Origin of the sequence: Pseudomonas sp. W2Aug9 (assembly GCF_023127755.1) — a bacterium.
GTDB lineage: Bacteria > Pseudomonadota > Gammaproteobacteria > Pseudomonadales > Pseudomonadaceae > Aquipseudomonas > Aquipseudomonas synxantha_A.
Genome location: NZ_SPKL01000028.1, coordinates 22,011 through 38,583, shown reverse-complemented (window position 1 = coordinate 38,583; position 16,573 = coordinate 22,011). Strand labels below are relative to the sequence as shown.

15 protein-coding genes are annotated in these 16,573 nt (G+C 60.5%); 8 read left to right on the top strand and 7 right to left on the bottom strand.

Annotation, left to right across the window (positions count from 1 at the left end):
* Positions 1 to 2: 2 nt before the first annotated feature.
* Both E3O56_RS18150 and E3O56_RS18145 read right to left on the bottom strand, forming a co-directional pair.
* On the bottom strand, positions 3 to 1,424 hold the full coding sequence (locus E3O56_RS18150; protein ID WP_248128673.1) for a cytochrome ubiquinol oxidase subunit I: 1,422 nt from the start codon (positions 1,422 to 1,424) through the stop codon (positions 3 to 5).
* 132 nt (positions 1,425 to 1,556) lie between these two features.
* A complete protein-coding gene (locus E3O56_RS18145; RefSeq protein WP_032875563.1) occupies positions 1,557 to 3,881 on the bottom strand; it encodes an FdhF/YdeP family oxidoreductase in 2,325 nt (774 codons plus the stop codon).
* Positions 3,882 to 4,292: 411 nt separating this feature from the next.
* On the opposite strand from E3O56_RS18145, the gene moaA reads away from it, so the two are divergent.
* From moaA to moaE, 4 genes are read left to right on the top strand one after another with little or no spacing between them, the layout of a single operon-like run.
* Positions 4,293 to 5,291 carry a GTP 3',8-cyclase MoaA gene (gene moaA, locus E3O56_RS18140; RefSeq protein ID WP_078821303.1) on the top strand — a complete coding sequence of 333 codons (999 nt, stop codon included), beginning with the start codon at positions 4,293 to 4,295 and terminating at the stop codon, positions 5,289 to 5,291.
* A 46-nt stretch (positions 5,292 to 5,337) separates the two neighbouring features.
* Positions 5,338 to 5,832 (top strand): cyclic pyranopterin monophosphate synthase MoaC, encoded by a 495-nt coding sequence (gene moaC / locus E3O56_RS18135; protein ID WP_103734433.1) that lies wholly within the window; start codon positions 5,338 to 5,340, stop codon positions 5,830 to 5,832.
* Complete coding sequence (gene moaD / locus E3O56_RS18130) at positions 5,829 to 6,080, top strand: molybdopterin converting factor subunit 1 (protein ID WP_078821301.1); 252 nt, start codon at positions 5,829 to 5,831, stop codon at positions 6,078 to 6,080. Before moaC ends, moaD begins: the two co-directional genes overlap by 4 nt.
* A 3-nt stretch (positions 6,081 to 6,083) precedes the next feature.
* Positions 6,084 to 6,536, top strand: a complete 453-nt coding sequence (gene moaE, locus E3O56_RS18125; RefSeq protein WP_078821300.1) for a molybdopterin synthase catalytic subunit MoaE — start codon at positions 6,084 to 6,086, stop codon at positions 6,534 to 6,536.
* Positions 6,537 to 6,614: 78 nt separating this feature from the next.
* On the opposite strand, the gene glp is transcribed toward moaE, so the two are convergent.
* Complete coding sequence (glp, locus tag E3O56_RS18120; RefSeq protein ID WP_216091431.1) at positions 6,615 to 7,820, bottom strand: gephyrin-like molybdotransferase Glp; 1,206 nt, start codon at positions 7,818 to 7,820, stop codon at positions 6,615 to 6,617.
* The gene (gene moaB / locus E3O56_RS18115; protein ID WP_005788101.1) at positions 7,817 to 8,356 is read right to left on the bottom strand and encodes a molybdenum cofactor biosynthesis protein B; all 540 of its coding nucleotides are present in this window, start codon (positions 8,354 to 8,356) and stop codon (positions 7,817 to 7,819) included. The genes glp and moaB overlap by 4 nt, the downstream gene beginning before the upstream one ends.
* A 285-nt stretch (positions 8,357 to 8,641) precedes the next feature.
* On the opposite strand from moaB, the gene E3O56_RS18110 reads away from it, so the two are divergent.
* Positions 8,642 to 9,538 carry a LysR family transcriptional regulator gene (locus E3O56_RS18110; RefSeq protein ID WP_032875580.1) on the top strand — a complete coding sequence of 299 codons (897 nt, stop codon included), beginning with the start codon at positions 8,642 to 8,644 and terminating at the stop codon, positions 9,536 to 9,538.
* A gap of 49 nt (positions 9,539 to 9,587) precedes the next feature.
* On the opposite strand, the gene E3O56_RS18105 is transcribed toward E3O56_RS18110, so the two are convergent.
* Positions 9,588 to 10,046, bottom strand: a complete 459-nt coding sequence (locus tag E3O56_RS18105; protein ID WP_103734430.1) for an Hsp20 family protein — start codon at positions 10,044 to 10,046, stop codon at positions 9,588 to 9,590.
* 228 nt (positions 10,047 to 10,274) lie between these two features.
* Here E3O56_RS18105 and E3O56_RS18100 point away from each other — a divergent pair, with 228 nt between their 5' ends.
* Positions 10,275 to 10,703: a glycine zipper domain-containing protein gene (locus E3O56_RS18100; protein WP_032875586.1), complete on the top strand. Its 429-nt coding sequence runs from the start codon at positions 10,275 to 10,277 to the stop codon at positions 10,701 to 10,703.
* A 65-nt stretch (positions 10,704 to 10,768) separates the two neighbouring features.
* On the opposite strand, the gene treS is transcribed toward E3O56_RS18100, so the two are convergent.
* Entirely contained in the window at positions 10,769 to 12,832 is a 2,064-nt protein-coding gene (gene treS, locus E3O56_RS18095) for a maltose alpha-D-glucosyltransferase (RefSeq protein ID WP_248128672.1), read from the bottom strand.
* Positions 12,833 to 12,981: 149 nt separating this feature from the next.
* Entirely contained in the window at positions 12,982 to 13,806 is an 825-nt protein-coding gene (locus E3O56_RS18090) for an AraC family transcriptional regulator (protein WP_248128671.1), read from the bottom strand.
* A gap of 186 nt (positions 13,807 to 13,992) precedes the next feature.
* Here E3O56_RS18090 and E3O56_RS18085 point away from each other — a divergent pair, with 186 nt between their 5' ends.
* Together E3O56_RS18085 and E3O56_RS18080 are read left to right on the top strand one after the other, a co-directional pair.
* Positions 13,993 to 15,618: an APC family permease gene (locus tag E3O56_RS18085; protein ID WP_005788090.1), complete on the top strand. Its 1,626-nt coding sequence runs from the start codon at positions 13,993 to 13,995 to the stop codon at positions 15,616 to 15,618.
* 11 nt (positions 15,619 to 15,629) lie between these two features.
* The gene (locus E3O56_RS18080) at positions 15,630 to 16,556 is read left to right on the top strand and encodes a 4-hydroxyproline epimerase (RefSeq protein WP_032875595.1); all 927 of its coding nucleotides are present in this window, start codon (positions 15,630 to 15,632) and stop codon (positions 16,554 to 16,556) included.
* Positions 16,557 to 16,573 lie beyond the last annotated feature (17 nt).

Sequence of the window (16,573 nt, the reverse complement as noted above, 5' to 3'; positions counted from 1 at the left end):
GATCAGTTGGTGTGGTCGCCGGACGCGAGCGTCTCGGTGACAGCGGACAGAGGACGGCGCGGTGTGCGTTCCTGGCCGGGGCCGCCCTGTGGCGGATGGTCGTGATGGGGCTGCGGGCCCTTGCGCACCAGCTTCATCATGTAGCCGATACCCACGGCAAATACCGAGAAGTAGATCAGCACAAACAACGCCAGGGAGATGCTCAGTTGCGTGACGCTGTGATTGGACGCCGCGTCTGCGGTACGCATCAGCCCGTAAACCACCCACGGCTGGCGCCCTACTTCAGTGGTGATCCAGCCGGCCAGCATGGCGATCAGCCCGGTCGGCCCCATGAACAGCACCAGGCGCAGGAATAACCGATTGCGATACAGCGCGCCGTTACGGCGCAACGCCAAGCCCAGTATCCCAGTGAGGATCATCAACATCCCCAGCCCGGCCATGATCCGGAAACTGAAGAAAATGATGGTTGAGTTCGGCCGATCTTCCTTGGGGAAGCTCTTGAGCGCCGGGATCTGTTTGTCCAGGCTGTGGGTGAGGATCAGGCTGCCCAGGTACGGGACTTCTATCGCGTAGCGGGTCTTTTCGGCCTCCATGTCAGGGATACCGAACAGCACCAGCGGCGTCGCGCCGTTACCGACGTTTTCCCAATGCCCTTCAATCGCAGCAATTTTCGCCGGCTGGTGCTCCAGAGTGTTCAAACCATGGGCATCACCGACGACCGCCTGGATCGGAGCCACGATCAACGCCATCCACAACGCCATCGAGAGCATTTTACGCACTGCCGGGGTGTCGTTTTTACGCAGCAAGTGCCAGGCCGCCGATGAGCCGACGAAGAACGCCGTGGCAACAAAGGCAGCGATTGCCATATGCGCCAGGCGGAACGGGAACGACGGGTTGAAGACGATGGCGAACCAGTCCAGCGGCATCACCCGACCATCGACGATGGAGAAGCCCTGGGGCGTTTGCATCCAGCTGTTGGACGCCAGGATCCAGAACGTCGAGATCAACGTACCGATGGCGACCATTACGGTGGAAAAGAAGTGCAAACCCCGCCCCACCCGGTTCCAGCCAAACAGCATGACCCCGAGGAAACCCGCTTCCAGGAAGAACGCCGTCAGCACCTCATAGGTGAGCAACGGCCCGGTGATGCTGCCGGCAAAGTCCGAGAAGCGACTCCAATTGGTGCCGAACTCGTAGGCCATGACCAGGCCCGAGACCACGCCCATGCCGAAGTTGACGGCGAAGATCTTCGACCAGAAGTGATACAGGTCCTTGTAGACCGCGTTGTTGGTTCTCAGCCACAAGCCTTCGAGCACCGCCAGGAAACTGGCCAGGCCGATGGTGATAGCGGGGAAAATAATGTGAAACGAGACCGTGAAGGCGAATTGAATTCGCGCAAGGTCCAGCGCCTCGATATTTAACATGGCAATACCCTTATGGAAACTTGATGCGCACGCGCACCCAGATCGGCGTGCCTCAGGCCTGGTGGCCTGGGGCAAGCGGATGTGCAGTGATCAGGGAAAACCAGGGCGCCATACTGGCCGCCCCGGTACGACTCAAGCGCCGTGGGACTGGATCAGATTGCTGACCGGCGCGGGTTCAAGCCGGATGGCGATGAACTTCGACGTCGGGGTAAAGGTGCGGTCGCCATAGCTTTCCAGCGGCACCAACGGGTTGGTTTCGGGGTAATAGGCGGCGGCCTGCCCGGCGGGAATGTCATAGGCGATCAACGTGAAGCCGCTGACCCGACGCTCACGGCCATCGCCCCACAGCGAGACCATGTCGACTTTCTGCCCCGGCTCGTAGCCCAGTTTGCGGATGTCCTGTTCATTGACGAACACCACATCGCGCATGCCATAGACGCCGCGATAGCGGTCATCGAGCCCGTACAGGGTGGTGTTGTACTGGTCGTGGGAACGCATGGTCTGCAGGATCAGCTCCGGCTTGACGTCCAGGTTGCGCACGCCTTCGCTGACCAGGTGCGCCGGCAACACGCTGGAGACAAACTGGGCTTTGCCGCTGTTGGTTTTCCAGATGCGTCGCGCTGCGTCGTTGCCCAGATGAAAGCCGCCCGGGTGCAGCAGTTTGGTGTTGAAGTCCTTGAAGCCGGGAATGGTGTCGGCAATCAAGTCGCGGATGCGGCCGTAGTCGGCCACCGTCCACAGCCAGTCAATCGGGTGATTGCCCAGGGTCGCATTGGCGATCCCGGCAATGATTGCCGGTTCCGAACGCATCAGCGGCGATTTGGGTTTCAGCTGGCCGTGGGAGATGTGCACCATGCTGAAGGTGTCTTCAACGGTCACGCCTTGCGGGCCTTGTTCCTGGATGTCGATATCGGTGCGGCCCAGGCACGGCAGGATCAAGGCTTCGCGCCCCGTCACCAGATGGCTACGGTTGAGCTTGGTGGCGATATGCACGGTGAGGTCGCACTTGCGCAGTGCCGCGTGGGTGCGCGGGGTGTCCGGCGTGGCTTGGGCAAAATTGCCGCCCAGGCCGATGAAGACCTTGGCGCGCCCTTCTTCCATGGCCGCAATCGCCATGACCGTGTTGTGACCATGGCGGCGCGGGACCTTGAAGTCAAAGCGTGCTTCCAATGCGTTGATCAATTCCGGCGGCGCCAGTTCGTTGATGCCCATGGTGCGGTCGCCCTGCACGTTGCTGTGGCCACGCACGGGCGATAGCCCCGCCCCTGGCCGGCCGATATTGCCGCGCAACAGTTGCACGTTGATGATTTCCTGCACGGTCAGCACCGAGTGTGTGTGCTGGGTCACGCCCATCGCCCAGCACATGATCACCCGCTTGGCGCGTCGGTACATGCGTGCGGCCAGCTCGATATCCTCAAGGCTCAGGCCCGATTGCGCGACGATATGCTCCCATGAGGTGGCGTCCACTTGCGCCAGATAGTGCTCCAGGCCCGAGGTGTGCTGGGCAATGAAAGCGCGGTCGAAGACTGCCTCGCCATCGTTCTCCAGGGCTTCACGTTCCCATTTGAGCAGGAACTTGGCGATACCACGAAAGGCCGCCATGTCGCCGCCCAAGGCCGGGCGAAAGTACGCCGACGAGGTAGGTTCGGAACCGTTGGTGAGCATCTCCAGGGGATGCTGCGGGTGTTGGAAACGCTCCAGCCCACGCTCCTTGAGCGGGTTGAAACAGATCACCTGGGCTCCGCGCTTTACCGCCTCGCGCAGCGGTTCGAGCATACGTGGGTGGTTGGTGCCGGGGTTCTGGCCGATGACGAAAATCGCGTCGGCTTCTTCCAGGTCATCGAAGGTCACCGTGCCTTTGCCCACGCCAACACTGTCGTCCATGCCCAGGCCGCTGGCTTCGTGGCACATGTTCGAACAGTCGGGAAAGTTGTTGGTGCCGTAGGCGCGAACGAACAGCTGATACAAATAAGCCGCCTCGTTACTGGCGCGGCCCGAGGTATAGAACTCGGCCTGGTCCGGCGACTCCAGTTCGTTTAGGTGCTTGGCGATCAGGGCAAAGGCATCATCCCAAGTGATTTCGACATAACGGTCCAGGGAGTCGTCATAGCGCATCGGGTGTGTCAGGCGGCCCTGGTATTCGAGCCAATAGTCACTTTGCGCTGCCAGCGACGACACCGTGTATTTGTTGAAGAACGCCGGATTGACCAGGCGCCCGGTGGCTTCCCAGTTGACCGCCTTGGCGCCGTTCTCGCAGAACTTGACCATGCCGCTTTCCGGCGACTCGCCCCAGGCGCAACCGGGGCAGTCGAAACCGCCGTTCTGGTTGGTCTTGAGCATCGCACGAATGTTCTTGAGCGCGTTTTCACTGCCCAGCCAGTTTTTCGTCACCGCGATCAGCGCGCCCCAACCGGCGGCGGCCCCCTTGTACGGTTTATAACGTTCAACTTCGCTCATGATGTTTCTCCAGGACTTCACGCATAGGCAGCGCCTAACTTAAAGCCTTTATTGATGGTTATTTTCAGGCATTGCAGAACGCAAACAGTGTTTGCACCGATCTTTCCACGGTCTAGAAATCGGTTTACATACTCAGGCTAGGCCCTGCAAAAACATCTGTCTAATCACAAATAACGACCACGCCATCGACACCATCTATCAAGATTAAAATCTTTATTTTTCATAGTGATACGAACCTGGAAAGCCCCAATAAAATCGTTATAGATTTCATCGATCACTCAGTTGTTAATAGTGATTAGACGCCCTTGAAAAACAACTTTAGGCTTGAATCAAATAAGGCTCCCATCTCTGTCGAGCGCTCAAAAACAACGCCATGGCTACGCTCTTATTGAGTCGCAGCCGGAGGTTTCCATGACCGATAAAATCCTGATGGATAGTTTTTCTCGCCGGGTCGACTATCTCAGAATGTCGGTGACCGACCGCTGCGATTTCCGTTGTGTGTATTGCATGGCCGAGGACATGCAGTTCCTGCCGCGCCAACGCATCCTCACACTGGAGGAGCTGTATCAACTGGCTGAAAGCTTCGTCACTCTGGGCACTCGCAAAATCCGCCTGACCGGCGGCGAGCCGCTGATTCGCCCAGGTGTGGTTGACCTGTGCCAGCGCATCGCCGCCCTCCCCGGCCTGCGCGAGCTGTGCATGACCACCAACGGCTCGCAGTTGGGCAAGCTCGCAGCCCCCTTGTTCGACGCCGGCCTCAAGCGCCTGAATATCAGCCTCGACAGCCTTGATCCCCAGCGCTTTCGCGAACTGACGCGCACCGGCGACCTAGCCAAAGTCATCGCCGGTATTGACGCTGCGAATGCTGCGGGTTTTCAACACACCAAACTCAATTGCGTGGTGATGAAAGGCCGCAACGATCACGAGATCAACGACCTGGTAGCGTTCGCCATCGAGCGCGGCGTGGATATCAGCTTTATCGAGGAAATGCCCCTGGGCGTGATCAGCGAACACAGCCGTGCCGAGGCTTTCTATTCCAGCGCGCAAGTGCGCGAGCGCATCGCCGAACGCTACACCCTGATCGACTCGGCCGAATCGACCCAGGGCCCTTCACGCTACTGGCGCCTGGCCGAAGCACCGCATATTCGCCTGGGCTTTATTTCCCCCCACAGCCACAACTTCTGCGGCACCTGCAACCGCGTGCGGCTGACCGTTGAAGGCCGCTTGCTGCTGTGCCTGGGCAACGAGCATTCGGTCGACCTCAAGGAGGTGCTGCGCCGTTACCCGGGTGAACCGCAACGGCTGGAGCACGCCATTCTCGAGTCGATGAAGATCAAGCCGTACCGACACAACTTCGAGCTCAACGATGACGTGCAGGTGGTGCGTTTCATGAACATGACCGGCGGCTAGCTGGCCGGCTTCTCTTTCTTTGTACTCAGTTGACCCGAGGTACCCCATGCACAAACACTCGCCTACCCTGACCCATCTGGACGCCGCAGGCCGAGCCAGCATGGTCGACGTCACCGACAAAGCCGCCACCACCCGCGAAGCCCAGGCCCAGGCTTGGGTGCACATGTTGCCGGCCACCTTGCAACTGATCCAGGCCAACGGCCATCCCAAGGGCGACGTGTTTGCCGTGGCACGTATCGCCGGGATCATGGCCGCGAAGAAAACCCATGAGCTTATTCCGCTGTGCCATCCGCTGATGCTCAGTTCGATCCACCTCGAACTGCGCGCCATCGAGCCTGACAGAGTGCAGATCCTCAGCACCTGCCGGCTCAACGGCCAGACCGGCGTCGAACTCGAAGCCCTGACCGCCGCCAGCGTGGCAGCCTTGACGATCTATGACATGTGCAAGGCCGTGGATCGGGGCATGGTCATCGACCGAATCCAGCTGCTGAAAAAACACGGCGGCAAGTCAGGCACCTTCATTGCAGGAGACGCCCAATGATTCTGATCAACTACTTTGCGCGCTACCGTGAACAACTGGGCGTTGGCGGTGAAAAGCTCGTATTGGATGAGTCCCTGCGCACCATTGCAGACGTCAGGCAATTGCTATGCGCCCGCGGTGAGACCTGGCAGCAGGTGCTGGGTGAAACCAGCCTGATGTGCGCGCTGAACCAGGAACTCTGCACACCGCAAGCGCTGATCGAAGACTTCGACGAAATTGCGTTCTTCCCCCAAGTGACCGGAGGCTGACCCATGCCGGTTCAGGTGCAGACCGAACTGTTGGACCTGGGTGAACTGACCCGCAGCGTACACGCCGAAGACCCCGGCGTTGGCGCCGTGGCCACGTTCGTCGGTTATGTACGCGATATCAACCAGGGCGATCAGGTCAGCGCGTTGTTCCTTGAGCACTACCCGGGCATGACCGAGCGCTCACTGCAGTTGATCGTTGATCAAGCCCACGAACGCTGGCCGTTGCAGCGGGTAAGCATCGTTCATCGTGTGGGCGCGTTGCAAGTGGGTGAGGCCATCGTCTTCGTCGGCGTCGCCAGTCAACATCGCCAGGCGGCCTTTGAGGCCTGCGCGTTCCTGATGGACTACCTCAAGACTCGGGCGCCGTTCTGGAAGCGGGAGCAAACGCCAGCTGGAGAGCGTTGGGTAGAAGGACGGGAAAGTGATCGACTGGCGCAGGAGCGGTGGGCGCTTTAGATCTGAATGTGGAAGCGTACATCGCCCTGTGTAGGAGCGAGCTTGCTCGCTCCTACAACTGGCATTAGCGTGCCCGAATCAGAACAACTCAGAGAACGGTATAAACCGCGCCGTATCACCCATCTGCAACCTGCTGCCCTCGCAAATTTCAACCAACCCATCCGCCCACGACGCCCCCAGCATCACTCCGGAACTCTGGTTCGGATACAGCACCGCCCTGCCCGCCTCGATCCTGGCTCGCAGGTACTCGCGGCGACTGCCGGCCTTGGGCCAGTCAAACCCCACATTCACCTCAAAGCTCATCGGCGTGACATCATCGACGCCCTGGATACGCAGTAGATAAGCCCGGGCCAGCAAGCCGAAGGTCACCAGTGCCGAGGCCGGGTTGCCGGGCAGGCCAATCACCGGTACTCGGCCAAACGAACCGACGGTCAGGGGTTTGCCCGGTTTGATCGCAAGTTTCCAGAACAATGGCTTGCCGCATTCACGCAGTACCTGGCCGAGGCAATCGGCATCGCCGGCCGACACGCCGCCGGTGGTCAGAATCAGGTCGGCCGCCTGTTGCAGTTGCTCCAGCTTGAGCCGAGTCAGTTGCGACTGGTCGGGCAGAATGCCGCCGTCGATGACCTCACAACCCAGTGCCCCCAGCCAATGGCTGAGCAAAGTGCGATTGCTGTTGTAGATGCAGCCAGGCTTGAGCGGTGTGCCCGGCTCGGCCAGTTCATCGCCGGTGGACAGCAGCGCCACCCGTGGCCGGCGTACCACCGACACATGGGTACAGCCCTGGGCCGCCGCAATGGCCAGCTCGAAAGGGCCGAGTCGCTTGCCGGCCTGCAGTAATACCTCACCGGCGCGGTTTTCCTGGCCTTGGGTGCGGATATTCTGGCCCTCGCGCAGCGGCTGGGTAAAGCGCACACGCGCATCGTCCAGCACCTCGGCGTTCTCCTGCATTTCGATGCAGTTGGCCCCGTCCGGCACCGGTGCGCCGGTGAAGATGCGCGCACAGGTACCGGGCTGCAGCGGTTCAGGCGCTTGACCGGCGAAGATCTGCTGCGACACCGGCAGTGGCTGGCCGTGCCAGTCTGTGAGGTTCAGGGCGTAGCCGTCCATGGCACTGTTGGGCCAGGGCGGCAGGTCCAGGCTCGCCACCAGGTCATTGGCCAGCACCCGTTGCCGGGCATCGCTGAGCAGCACCGGCTCGCTGTCGTGCAGGCGGTGCTCCTCGGCCAGGGCCAACAACGCAGCAATGGCCTCCTCCACCGACATCAGCGCGGCGCGGCTCATCCTCGCGTGCCGCACAGAGCCACCGGCTTGAGGTGCGGCACGAAGTTACATGGTCGGTGGCGCGCATCGAGCTGCTCGGCCAGAATACCTTCCCAGGCAGTACGACAAGCACCCGTCGAGCCCGGCAGGCAGCACACCAGCGTGCCGTTGGCCAACCCGGCCAAGGCGCGGCTCTGCACCGTGGACGTACCAATATCAAGAATCGAGATCGCACGGAACAGCTCACCAAAACCATCAATGTGCTTATCCAGCAAACAGCCCACCGCCTCGGGGGTGCTGTCGCGGCCGGTAAACCCCGTGCCGCCGGTAATCAACACCACCTGCACGCGCTCATCGGCGATCCAGGCCGCCACCTGGGCGCGAATTTTGTACAGGTCATCCTTGAGCAGGTTGCGCTCCAACAGGCTGTGCCCAGCTTCCAGCAGGCGACTGACCAGCAATTGCCCGGAGGTGTCATTGGCATATTCGCGGGTATCGCTGACCGTCAACACGGCAATATTCAGGGGTACAAACAATGCATCCGACGTGACGCTCATGTGATTCTCCGGCAGGCAATTATCAAAACAATGGCCTGAGGCTAAAGCGCTGAAACGATGGCTGTCTAATCGTTACGACTGACCGGGTTATCGAGCGTTTCTATCACGGCTTTTACTGCCGGCCCTGGACTGCTATCGAGTGCATCAATCACTCTGTCAATACAGGTGATTGGACGTGCCTGCCGTTACAATGAGATCGTCTGCTCATTCATTCGCCGGGTTGCGCGGGGTTCCAGCACCTTGCGCCATGAACGGCTTTTCACTTATTCCCAGGCAGGTGCATTAATGGACATAAAGCAACTCAAATTCCTGATCGCGCTGGAGCAGACCCGGCACTTCGGCCAGGCTGCCGCACGCTGCCATATCACCCAGCCGACCCTGTCGATGCGCCTGCGCAACCTGGAAGATGAGCTTGGCCTGGAGCTGGTCACCCGCGGCCAGCGCTTTGAAGGCTTCACCGAAGCCGGCGAGCGTGTGCTGGCCTGGGCGAGGACGCTGCTCGCCGCCCATGACGGCCTGTTTGCCGAAGCCGCCGCATGCCGTGGTCAACTGGTCGGTAACCTGCGCCTGGGCCTGGTGCCCCTGAGCGGCTTCAACCCGATCAGTTTCATTCAGGACTTGTCCCACACCTTCCCGGAACTGAAGTTCAGCCTCACATCCATGAGTTCGGACAGGATCATCGAAGCGCTGGGCACCAACCAGCTGGACCTGGGTGTGTGCTACCTGGACCACGTCAATCCCAACTATCTCGATTTTTTCGAAATGGGCGAGACCCGTGTCGGGCTGCTCTACGACACCCGCCACTTCCATTTCGAAGGCACCCAAATGAGCTGGGAAGACGCCGCCGAACTGCCACTGGGGATGATCAGTAACGGTATGCACTACCGCAAATCCATCGACCTGAGTTTCCGCAGCCGTGGCCTGGATCCGCAGCCCATCCTCGAAAGCGATTCCACCTATCAACTGTTTCAGGCGATCCACGAAGGCTTCTGCTGCGCGATCATGCCGTTGGACAGCGGCCTGGAAAGCCCGATCGAGAACCTGGCGTTCATCAACCTGCCGGACGCCAGCGTCCTCGCGCCCCTGGGCATGGTGATGCGCAAGACCGAACCACGCTCGGCCATTGCCGAGAAGTGTTTTGCCGAAGCCAGGAAGTTGTTTGCGATCAAGGGCGAGGGTTAACGCGCACAAAAAAGGCGCTCCGTAGAGCGCCTTTTTACCGCCGTTTGCGTTACTGCACACTTACCTGACGCAGTTCAGGCTTGGTTTCGCCACCAATCGTGATGCGTTTGGGCTTGGCCTCTTCAGGCACCTCGCGCTGCAGGTCGATGCTCAGCAACCCGTTGGTCAGGGCTGCACCGCGCACTTCGATGTGGTCCGCCAGGCGGAACGACAACCGGAAGGCACGTTGAGCAATGCCTTGGTGCAGGTAAGCGACCTTATCGTCGGTTTCGCGTTTACCGCCGGAAACCGTCAAGACGCCCCTTTCGACCTGGATATCCAGATCCTCCTCGGTCAGGCCGGCAACCGCGATGACAATCCGATAGGCGTCATCACCGTGCTTTTCCACGTTGTGAGGTGGATAGGAATTCGGAGCCTCGCTACGCAGCGCCGACTCGAACAGGTCATTGAAGCGGTCAAAGCCCACCGATTGACGGAACAGTGGGGCCAACGAAAGGGTAGTAGCCATTTTAAAATCTCCTGAGTTTCTCCAAGTGATTTAGTACGCGACCCGCATTCGGCATCGCGTGATCAAAAATTTATGGACGCGAAAAAGAAATTCAAGAGGGCTGCAAGAAATTTTTTCTTGCGCCAATGACTATCGCAAAAACCGCAGTGATACCGCATGTGCTCTAATCTGAATGCCAGGCGTGCTTTAACCCGTGAGCGCCTGAGACAGCCCTTGAGGTACAAAAAAATGAAAATGACATTCCCTGCCCTGGCATTGGGCATCCTGATTTCCCAAGGGGCCCTGGCCGCCGGAGATGGCACTGCCGCGCTGGGCGGCGGTGTCGGCGGCGCGTTGGGCAATGTGGTAGGCCAACAGCTCGGCGGTTCGACCGGCGCGGCTATCGGTGCAGGCGTGGGCGGCGCCGCCGGTGGCGCAGTTGGCGCGCAAAAGGGCAATAAAACCGAAGCGGCGATTGGCGGCGGTTTGGGCTCGGCAGGCGGGTCGCTGATTGGCAATCGCCTGGGCGGCACCACCGGTTCGACCATCGGCGCAGGCGTCGGTGGTGCAGCCGGTGGCGCGCTGGGTAATAACCTGGCCGATGACGAGAGCGATCATCGCTCAGGCGGCGCCAAGCACAAAGGCAACAAGCATAAGCACAAGAATAAGCATCATTGATCGGCTTGCCATAATGCCAGGTGTAGGAGCGAGCAAGCTCGCTCCTACGTCGGGCCAATATCCATTTACATCGGCGTGCTGCTCACTACCCGCAACGCCAGCCCTTCATAGGCATCCAGCGTAATCGTGAACGTGCCCTCCTCTGTCAAATCGCCTTCCACGCGCTCATTGATGATATCCACCACCGGCCCCGGTGCGATGTTAGGCAGGTGCAGGGATTCGGTGATCGGCGTGGCACCAAAGTTCAGCGCAGTGATCTGCGTCCCCTTACCCGCCGGCAGTTCGTGAACCATGACCAGCAACCCCGGATGCTCGACATCCGGTATCAGGATCTGACGGCTCGCGGCGATGTCGTAGGCGCGGCGTACGCTGAGGATTTTCTGCAGTTGCGAAGCGAATGAATCCGGATCCTGCAACTGGTGGTTCAGGCTGCCGTACAGGCTTTTGGAGCGCGGCATCTGCCCGGCCGACAGCTCGGCCTCGGGGTTCAGGTCGACCAGATCGTAAGCGCCGCGATGTATCCAGCGGGTATCACCATCGGCCATCAGGTGCGCCACGTCTTCGGCCGCCAACGGCAGCGCGCCCACCAGGTCCCAGCCGGATAACGCGAACACCCCAGGCTGCATGGCGTTATACATCACCAGCAGCAAATGGATCTGGCGAATCTGCTGGATATCCGCAGCGGTAATCGCCTCAAGGTCACGAATGCCCAGGGCAGCAGTGATGATGCTGACCGTGGTGCAGGACACACCGTTGGTGACGAACTTGAGGTTGTACGGCGCATGTTCACCGGTCAGGCGTTCGTACATCTGCTCGCGGATATGCTCGCGCAGGATGTTGCCGGGAAAGGTCTGGCCCTGGAACAGGAAGGTGTCATGGGCGTGCAGCGTCCAGAAATGCACCAACTCCAGAGTCAGTTCATCGTGGTTCTGCAGCGCATGGATCAACGAACCCGGGTCGATGCCCAGCGTGTGCATCTGGCGCAGCATCAGGCGCAGGAATTCGGTGTCGCCCATCAGCAACGCGTGCTGGTAGGCCGGCCGGGTGATGAAGTCGTATGACAGGTCTGCACCGCCGTGGGACATGGAGGCAATGTCATCCACAGTCAGGTTGAGTTCCTGGAAGCTGAAACCACCGGCCTTGCGAATTGCGCCGCCGAGCAACTGGTTGCCGGTGATCGACAGCGGATGGCTTTCCGACCAGGCCGTACCATCGAGCTTGCGCTCCACACCGAGAAAACCGTTGGCGTCCAGGCGCAGGATCTTTGCGCCCATCACATCAATGGCGTGCAACGCATCACCGATGATCATCTGCTGCGCGGCGAACGAGGGGTCCAGCCAATTGAGCGACGGTTGGCCTTCCTTGAAGTAATGCAGGTACACCCATCGCCGTGGTTTGCCATCCACGCCGACCACCTCTGGCGTGGCGCTCCAGTCGGTTTCCTTTACACCGGGTTCGAAGAAGATCACCCGCTGCAACTGGCCAACGATGTAGTGCTTGTCGCGCAGCGCATCCACCTGCATCGGGCTGAGGTTCTGCGCATCACGGCCCTCGAGCACGTCCGGCAGCAACGGCCAATCTTCCTCACGGATTTCCACCATGTGGTACAGCCCGGGGTAGTCCTCGTAGGCCATCTCCGCGAGGCGAAAGTCCGCGCCCTTGCCGGTGTGGGATGGGATTACATCGTCGATGATCACCGCATTGTGCGCGGCGGCCATGCGCGTCAAGGCCTGCAACTGCGCCTCGGTGCCCAGTTGAGGGTCGATGTCGAAGCTGATGCGGTCGAAATTGCCGTCGATGGTCGGGGTGTGTTCGGTGCCAGCCAAGCCACCGGACTTTTTCAATGGGCCGTTGTGAATGCCTTGAATGCCGATTTTCGACAAGGCATGCCACAGGGTTTCATCCCCCAGCGCTTCGAGCACCGTGCCGCCTTCGCGGGTGACAATCGACGCCGGGTAGGCGGTGAACCACACTGACGACAAGGCTGACGCATCACGCGGCCGGGTATGCGCGTAGGGCTGCTGCCACAAGCGCCCTTGCCCGGAGTAGAGCTTGGCCCGCTGCCGCGCCGCGTGCAGCATGGATTGTTGCACCAGCCAGTTCACATGATCGTTGTTCGCCGCGGTCATAAGCTCGGTACCTGTGGTCATTAAAGGTTACTCGTAAGCATATGAGGGGCGTGCGCGCCATTCGTTGCATTGAAATAGAGCCAGGGCCGGCAGCAATCTAAAATGTGGATAGCGGTGTGTCAGTCAGCATATGTTTATCTGACCCATAGCTATCGGGAGCAAGTCGAATCGTCGCACCGCCCCTCCCACACTAGATTTTCGTCTGTCTTGTCTCTTGGCGTTGTCTGCCGATACTGCCTGGGGGTGAACCCGGTCGATGCCTTGAACTGGCGGGTAAACGCGCTGTGGTCGGTGTACCCGCATTGCAACGCCACCTCGGTAATCGGCAGCTCGGTATGCAACAGCCGCCGGGCATGTTCCAGGCGTACCTTCTGGATCATCTGCCGGGGCGTCAGGTGGAAAACACGCTTGCAGTAGCGCTCCAGTTGCGCCACGGATATCCCGGCAATACGGGTCAGTTCACCGAGGGTCACGCGACGGTTGAAATGGGCGCGGATGTGTTCATCCACCGCCGCCAGGCGTTGATAAGCCGGATGGGTTTCGCTGGCCGATTGCAGGTCTACCGAAATCCCGGCCAAGCCGATGATTGCACCGAGCCGGTTGTACAGCGGCCATTTGTGCGTGAGGCACCAGCCGGGTTCGCGGGTGCCGTAGAGGTGTAATTCAAGCTGGTCTTCCAGCACCCGCCCCTGTTCAAGCACACGCCTGTCCTGCTCGGTATAGCCCGGCCCCAGTTGCGCAGGGAACACCTCGGCGCTGGTCTTGCCCAGCAGCGGTTGCAACTGCCTCAGGCCGCAGCGCTGCACCAGGGTGCGGTTGGCGAGCACGTAGCGGGCGTCGATGTCCTTGATAAAAATCGCGGCGTTGGGCAGCACGTCGAACATCGGTAATAACTGCTCTACCCCGTTCAATAGCTGCTCGATGCTGTCGGGGCGGCTGCCGTGGAGAAGGCTCGCAAACGCGCTGTGCAACATGACTTTCACCGCCCTTTTATTGATCGACGGCCAGCAGATTGCGCCATGTGCCGGGCGCTGTCGAGTGCGAGAAATTGTGCTGAATTCGTCATTCATGCGCACGTAAAACATCAATCGCCGCCGGGCTGGCGGGTTCACGATAGCGCCACTGCATGCCTATCCAATAACTCACAAGAAGGCGCCGCTATGTCAGGCCAAGGCAAGTTCAAGAAACAGTTGTCACTGATGGACCTCACCTTTATCGGGCTGGGAGCCATCTTCGGTTCGGGTTGGTTATTCGCCGCCAGTCATGTGTCGGCCATCGCCGGCCCGGCAGGGATTTTTTCCTGGTTGCTGGGTGGGTTCGCCGTGCTGTTGCTGGGCATTGTCTATTGCGAACTCGGCGCCGCCCTGCCCCGCGCCGGTGGCGTAGTGCGTTACCCGGTGTACTCCCATGGCCCGTTGCTGGGCTACCTGATGGGCTTTATCACGCTGATCGCGTTTTCCAGCCTGGTGGCGATTGAAGTGGTTGCCTCGCGCCAATACGCTGCAGCGTGGTTTCCGGAGTTGACCAAGGCCGGTTCCAGCGACCCGACCACCCTGGGCTGGCTGGTGCAGTTCGCGCTGCTATGCCTGTTCTTTATCCTCAACTACCGCAGCGTCAAGACCTTTGCCATCGCCAATAACCTGGTGAGCGTGTTCAAGTTCATCGTGCCGTTGCTGGTGATCGGTGTGCTGTTCACCTTCTTCAAACCGGCGAACTTCCAGATGCATGGTTTTGCACCGTTCGGCCTCTCGGGCATTGAGATGGCGGTGTCGGCTGGCGGCGTGATCTTCGCCTACCTGGGGCTGACGCCGATCATTTCGGTGGCCAGCGAAGTGAAGAACCCGCAGCGCACCATTCCCATCGCGCTGATTCTCTCGGTGCTGTTGTCGACTGCCATTTATGTGCTGCTGCAAACCGCGTTCCTCGGCGGTGTGCCCACCGAAATGCTCGCCAATGGCTGGGCCGGCATCAGCAAGGAGCTGGCCCTGCCGTATCGCGATATCGCTCTGGCGCTGGGTGTAGGTTGGCTGGCTTATCTGGTGGTGGCCGATGCGGTGATCTCCCCCAGCGGCTGCGGGAATATCTACATGAATGCCACCCCGCGCGTGGTGTATGGCTGGGCGCAGACCGGCACCTTTTTCAAGATCTTCACGCGCATCGATGAAAAGTCCGGCATCCCGCGTCCGGCGCTGTGGCTGACCTTTGGCCTGTCGGTGTTCTGGACCCTGCCGTTCCCTTCCTGGGAAGCGCTGATCAACGTGGTGTCCGCCGCGTTGATCCTGAGCTACGCCGTGGCCCCGGTGACTGTCGCCGCTCTGCGCCGCAATGCACCGGACATGGCGCGGCCGTTCCGGGTCAAGGGCATGGCGGTATTGGGTCCGCTGTCATTCATCATCGCCGCGCTGATCGTGTACTGGTCAGGCTGGAACACGGTGTCATGGCTGTTGGGCCTGCAAATCCTGATGTTTGTGGTGTACCTGCTCTGTGCACGCTGGGTACCGACCGCGCACCTCAATCTCAAGCAGCAAGTGCGCTCTTCGGCCTGGCTGATCGGCTTCTACGCCGTGACCATTTTGCTCTCCAAGCTCGGCAGCTTTGGCGGTATTGGTGTGATCAGCCACCCGTTTGACACGCTGGTCGTAGCGGCCTGCGCCCTGGGCATCTACTACTGGGGCGCCGCCACCGGTGTGCCGGCCCACCTGGTGCGCCTGGAGACCGAAGACGATGAAAGCGAAGCGGTCACTGACAGCCACTACGACACTCCCCTCTCGGCGGCCACTCACTGATGGAACCTTCCATGAAGCGACTGCATGTAATCGACTCCCACACCGGTGGCGAACCCACGCGCCTGATCATGAACGGCTTCCCGGCTTTGGCGGGCACAACCGTCGCCGAGCAGCTTGAAGATCTGCGCACTCATCACGATCAATGGCGTCGCGCCTGCCTGCTGGAGCCACGGGGCAACGATGTGCTGGTCGGTGCACTGTACTGCGCGCCGGTCACGCCGGGCGCCACCTGTGGAGTGATTTTCTTCAACAATGCCGGCTACCTCGGCATGTGCGGCCACGGCACTATCGGCCTGGTCGCCTCCCTGCATTACCTCGGCCTTATCGCGCCAGGTGTCCACACCATCGACACCCCGGTAGGCCCGGTGGCAGCCACGCTGCACGAAGACGGTGGCGTAACCCTGCGCAACGTGCCCGCCTACCGCTACCGCCAGCAGGTACCGGTGCAGGTGCCCGGGTATGGCGTGGTGCTGGGCGACATCGCCTGGGGCGGCAACTGGTTTTTCCTGGTGTCGGACCACGGCCAGGCCCTGCAGATGAGCAACGTTGACGTCTTGACCGACTACACCTGGGCGATGCTCAAGGCCCTTGAGGCCCAAGGTATTCACGGCGCAGACGGCGCGTTGATCGACCATGTCGAACTGTTCGCCGACGACGCCCAGGCCGACAGCCGCAACTTCGTGATGTGCCCCGGCAAAGCCTATGACCGCTCCCCCTGCGGCACCGGCACCAGCGCCAAGCTCGCGTGCCTGGCCGCCGATGGAAAACTCGCTGCGGGGCAGACCTGGGTACAAGCCAGCATCACCGGCAGCCAGTTCCAGGGCCGCTATGAATGGGACGGCGAACGCGTGCGTCCCTTCATCACCGGCCGCGCGTACATGACTGCCGACAGCACCTTGCTGATCGACGAGCAGGACCCGTTTGCCTGGGGCATCTGAGCCTTTTATTTATTAAC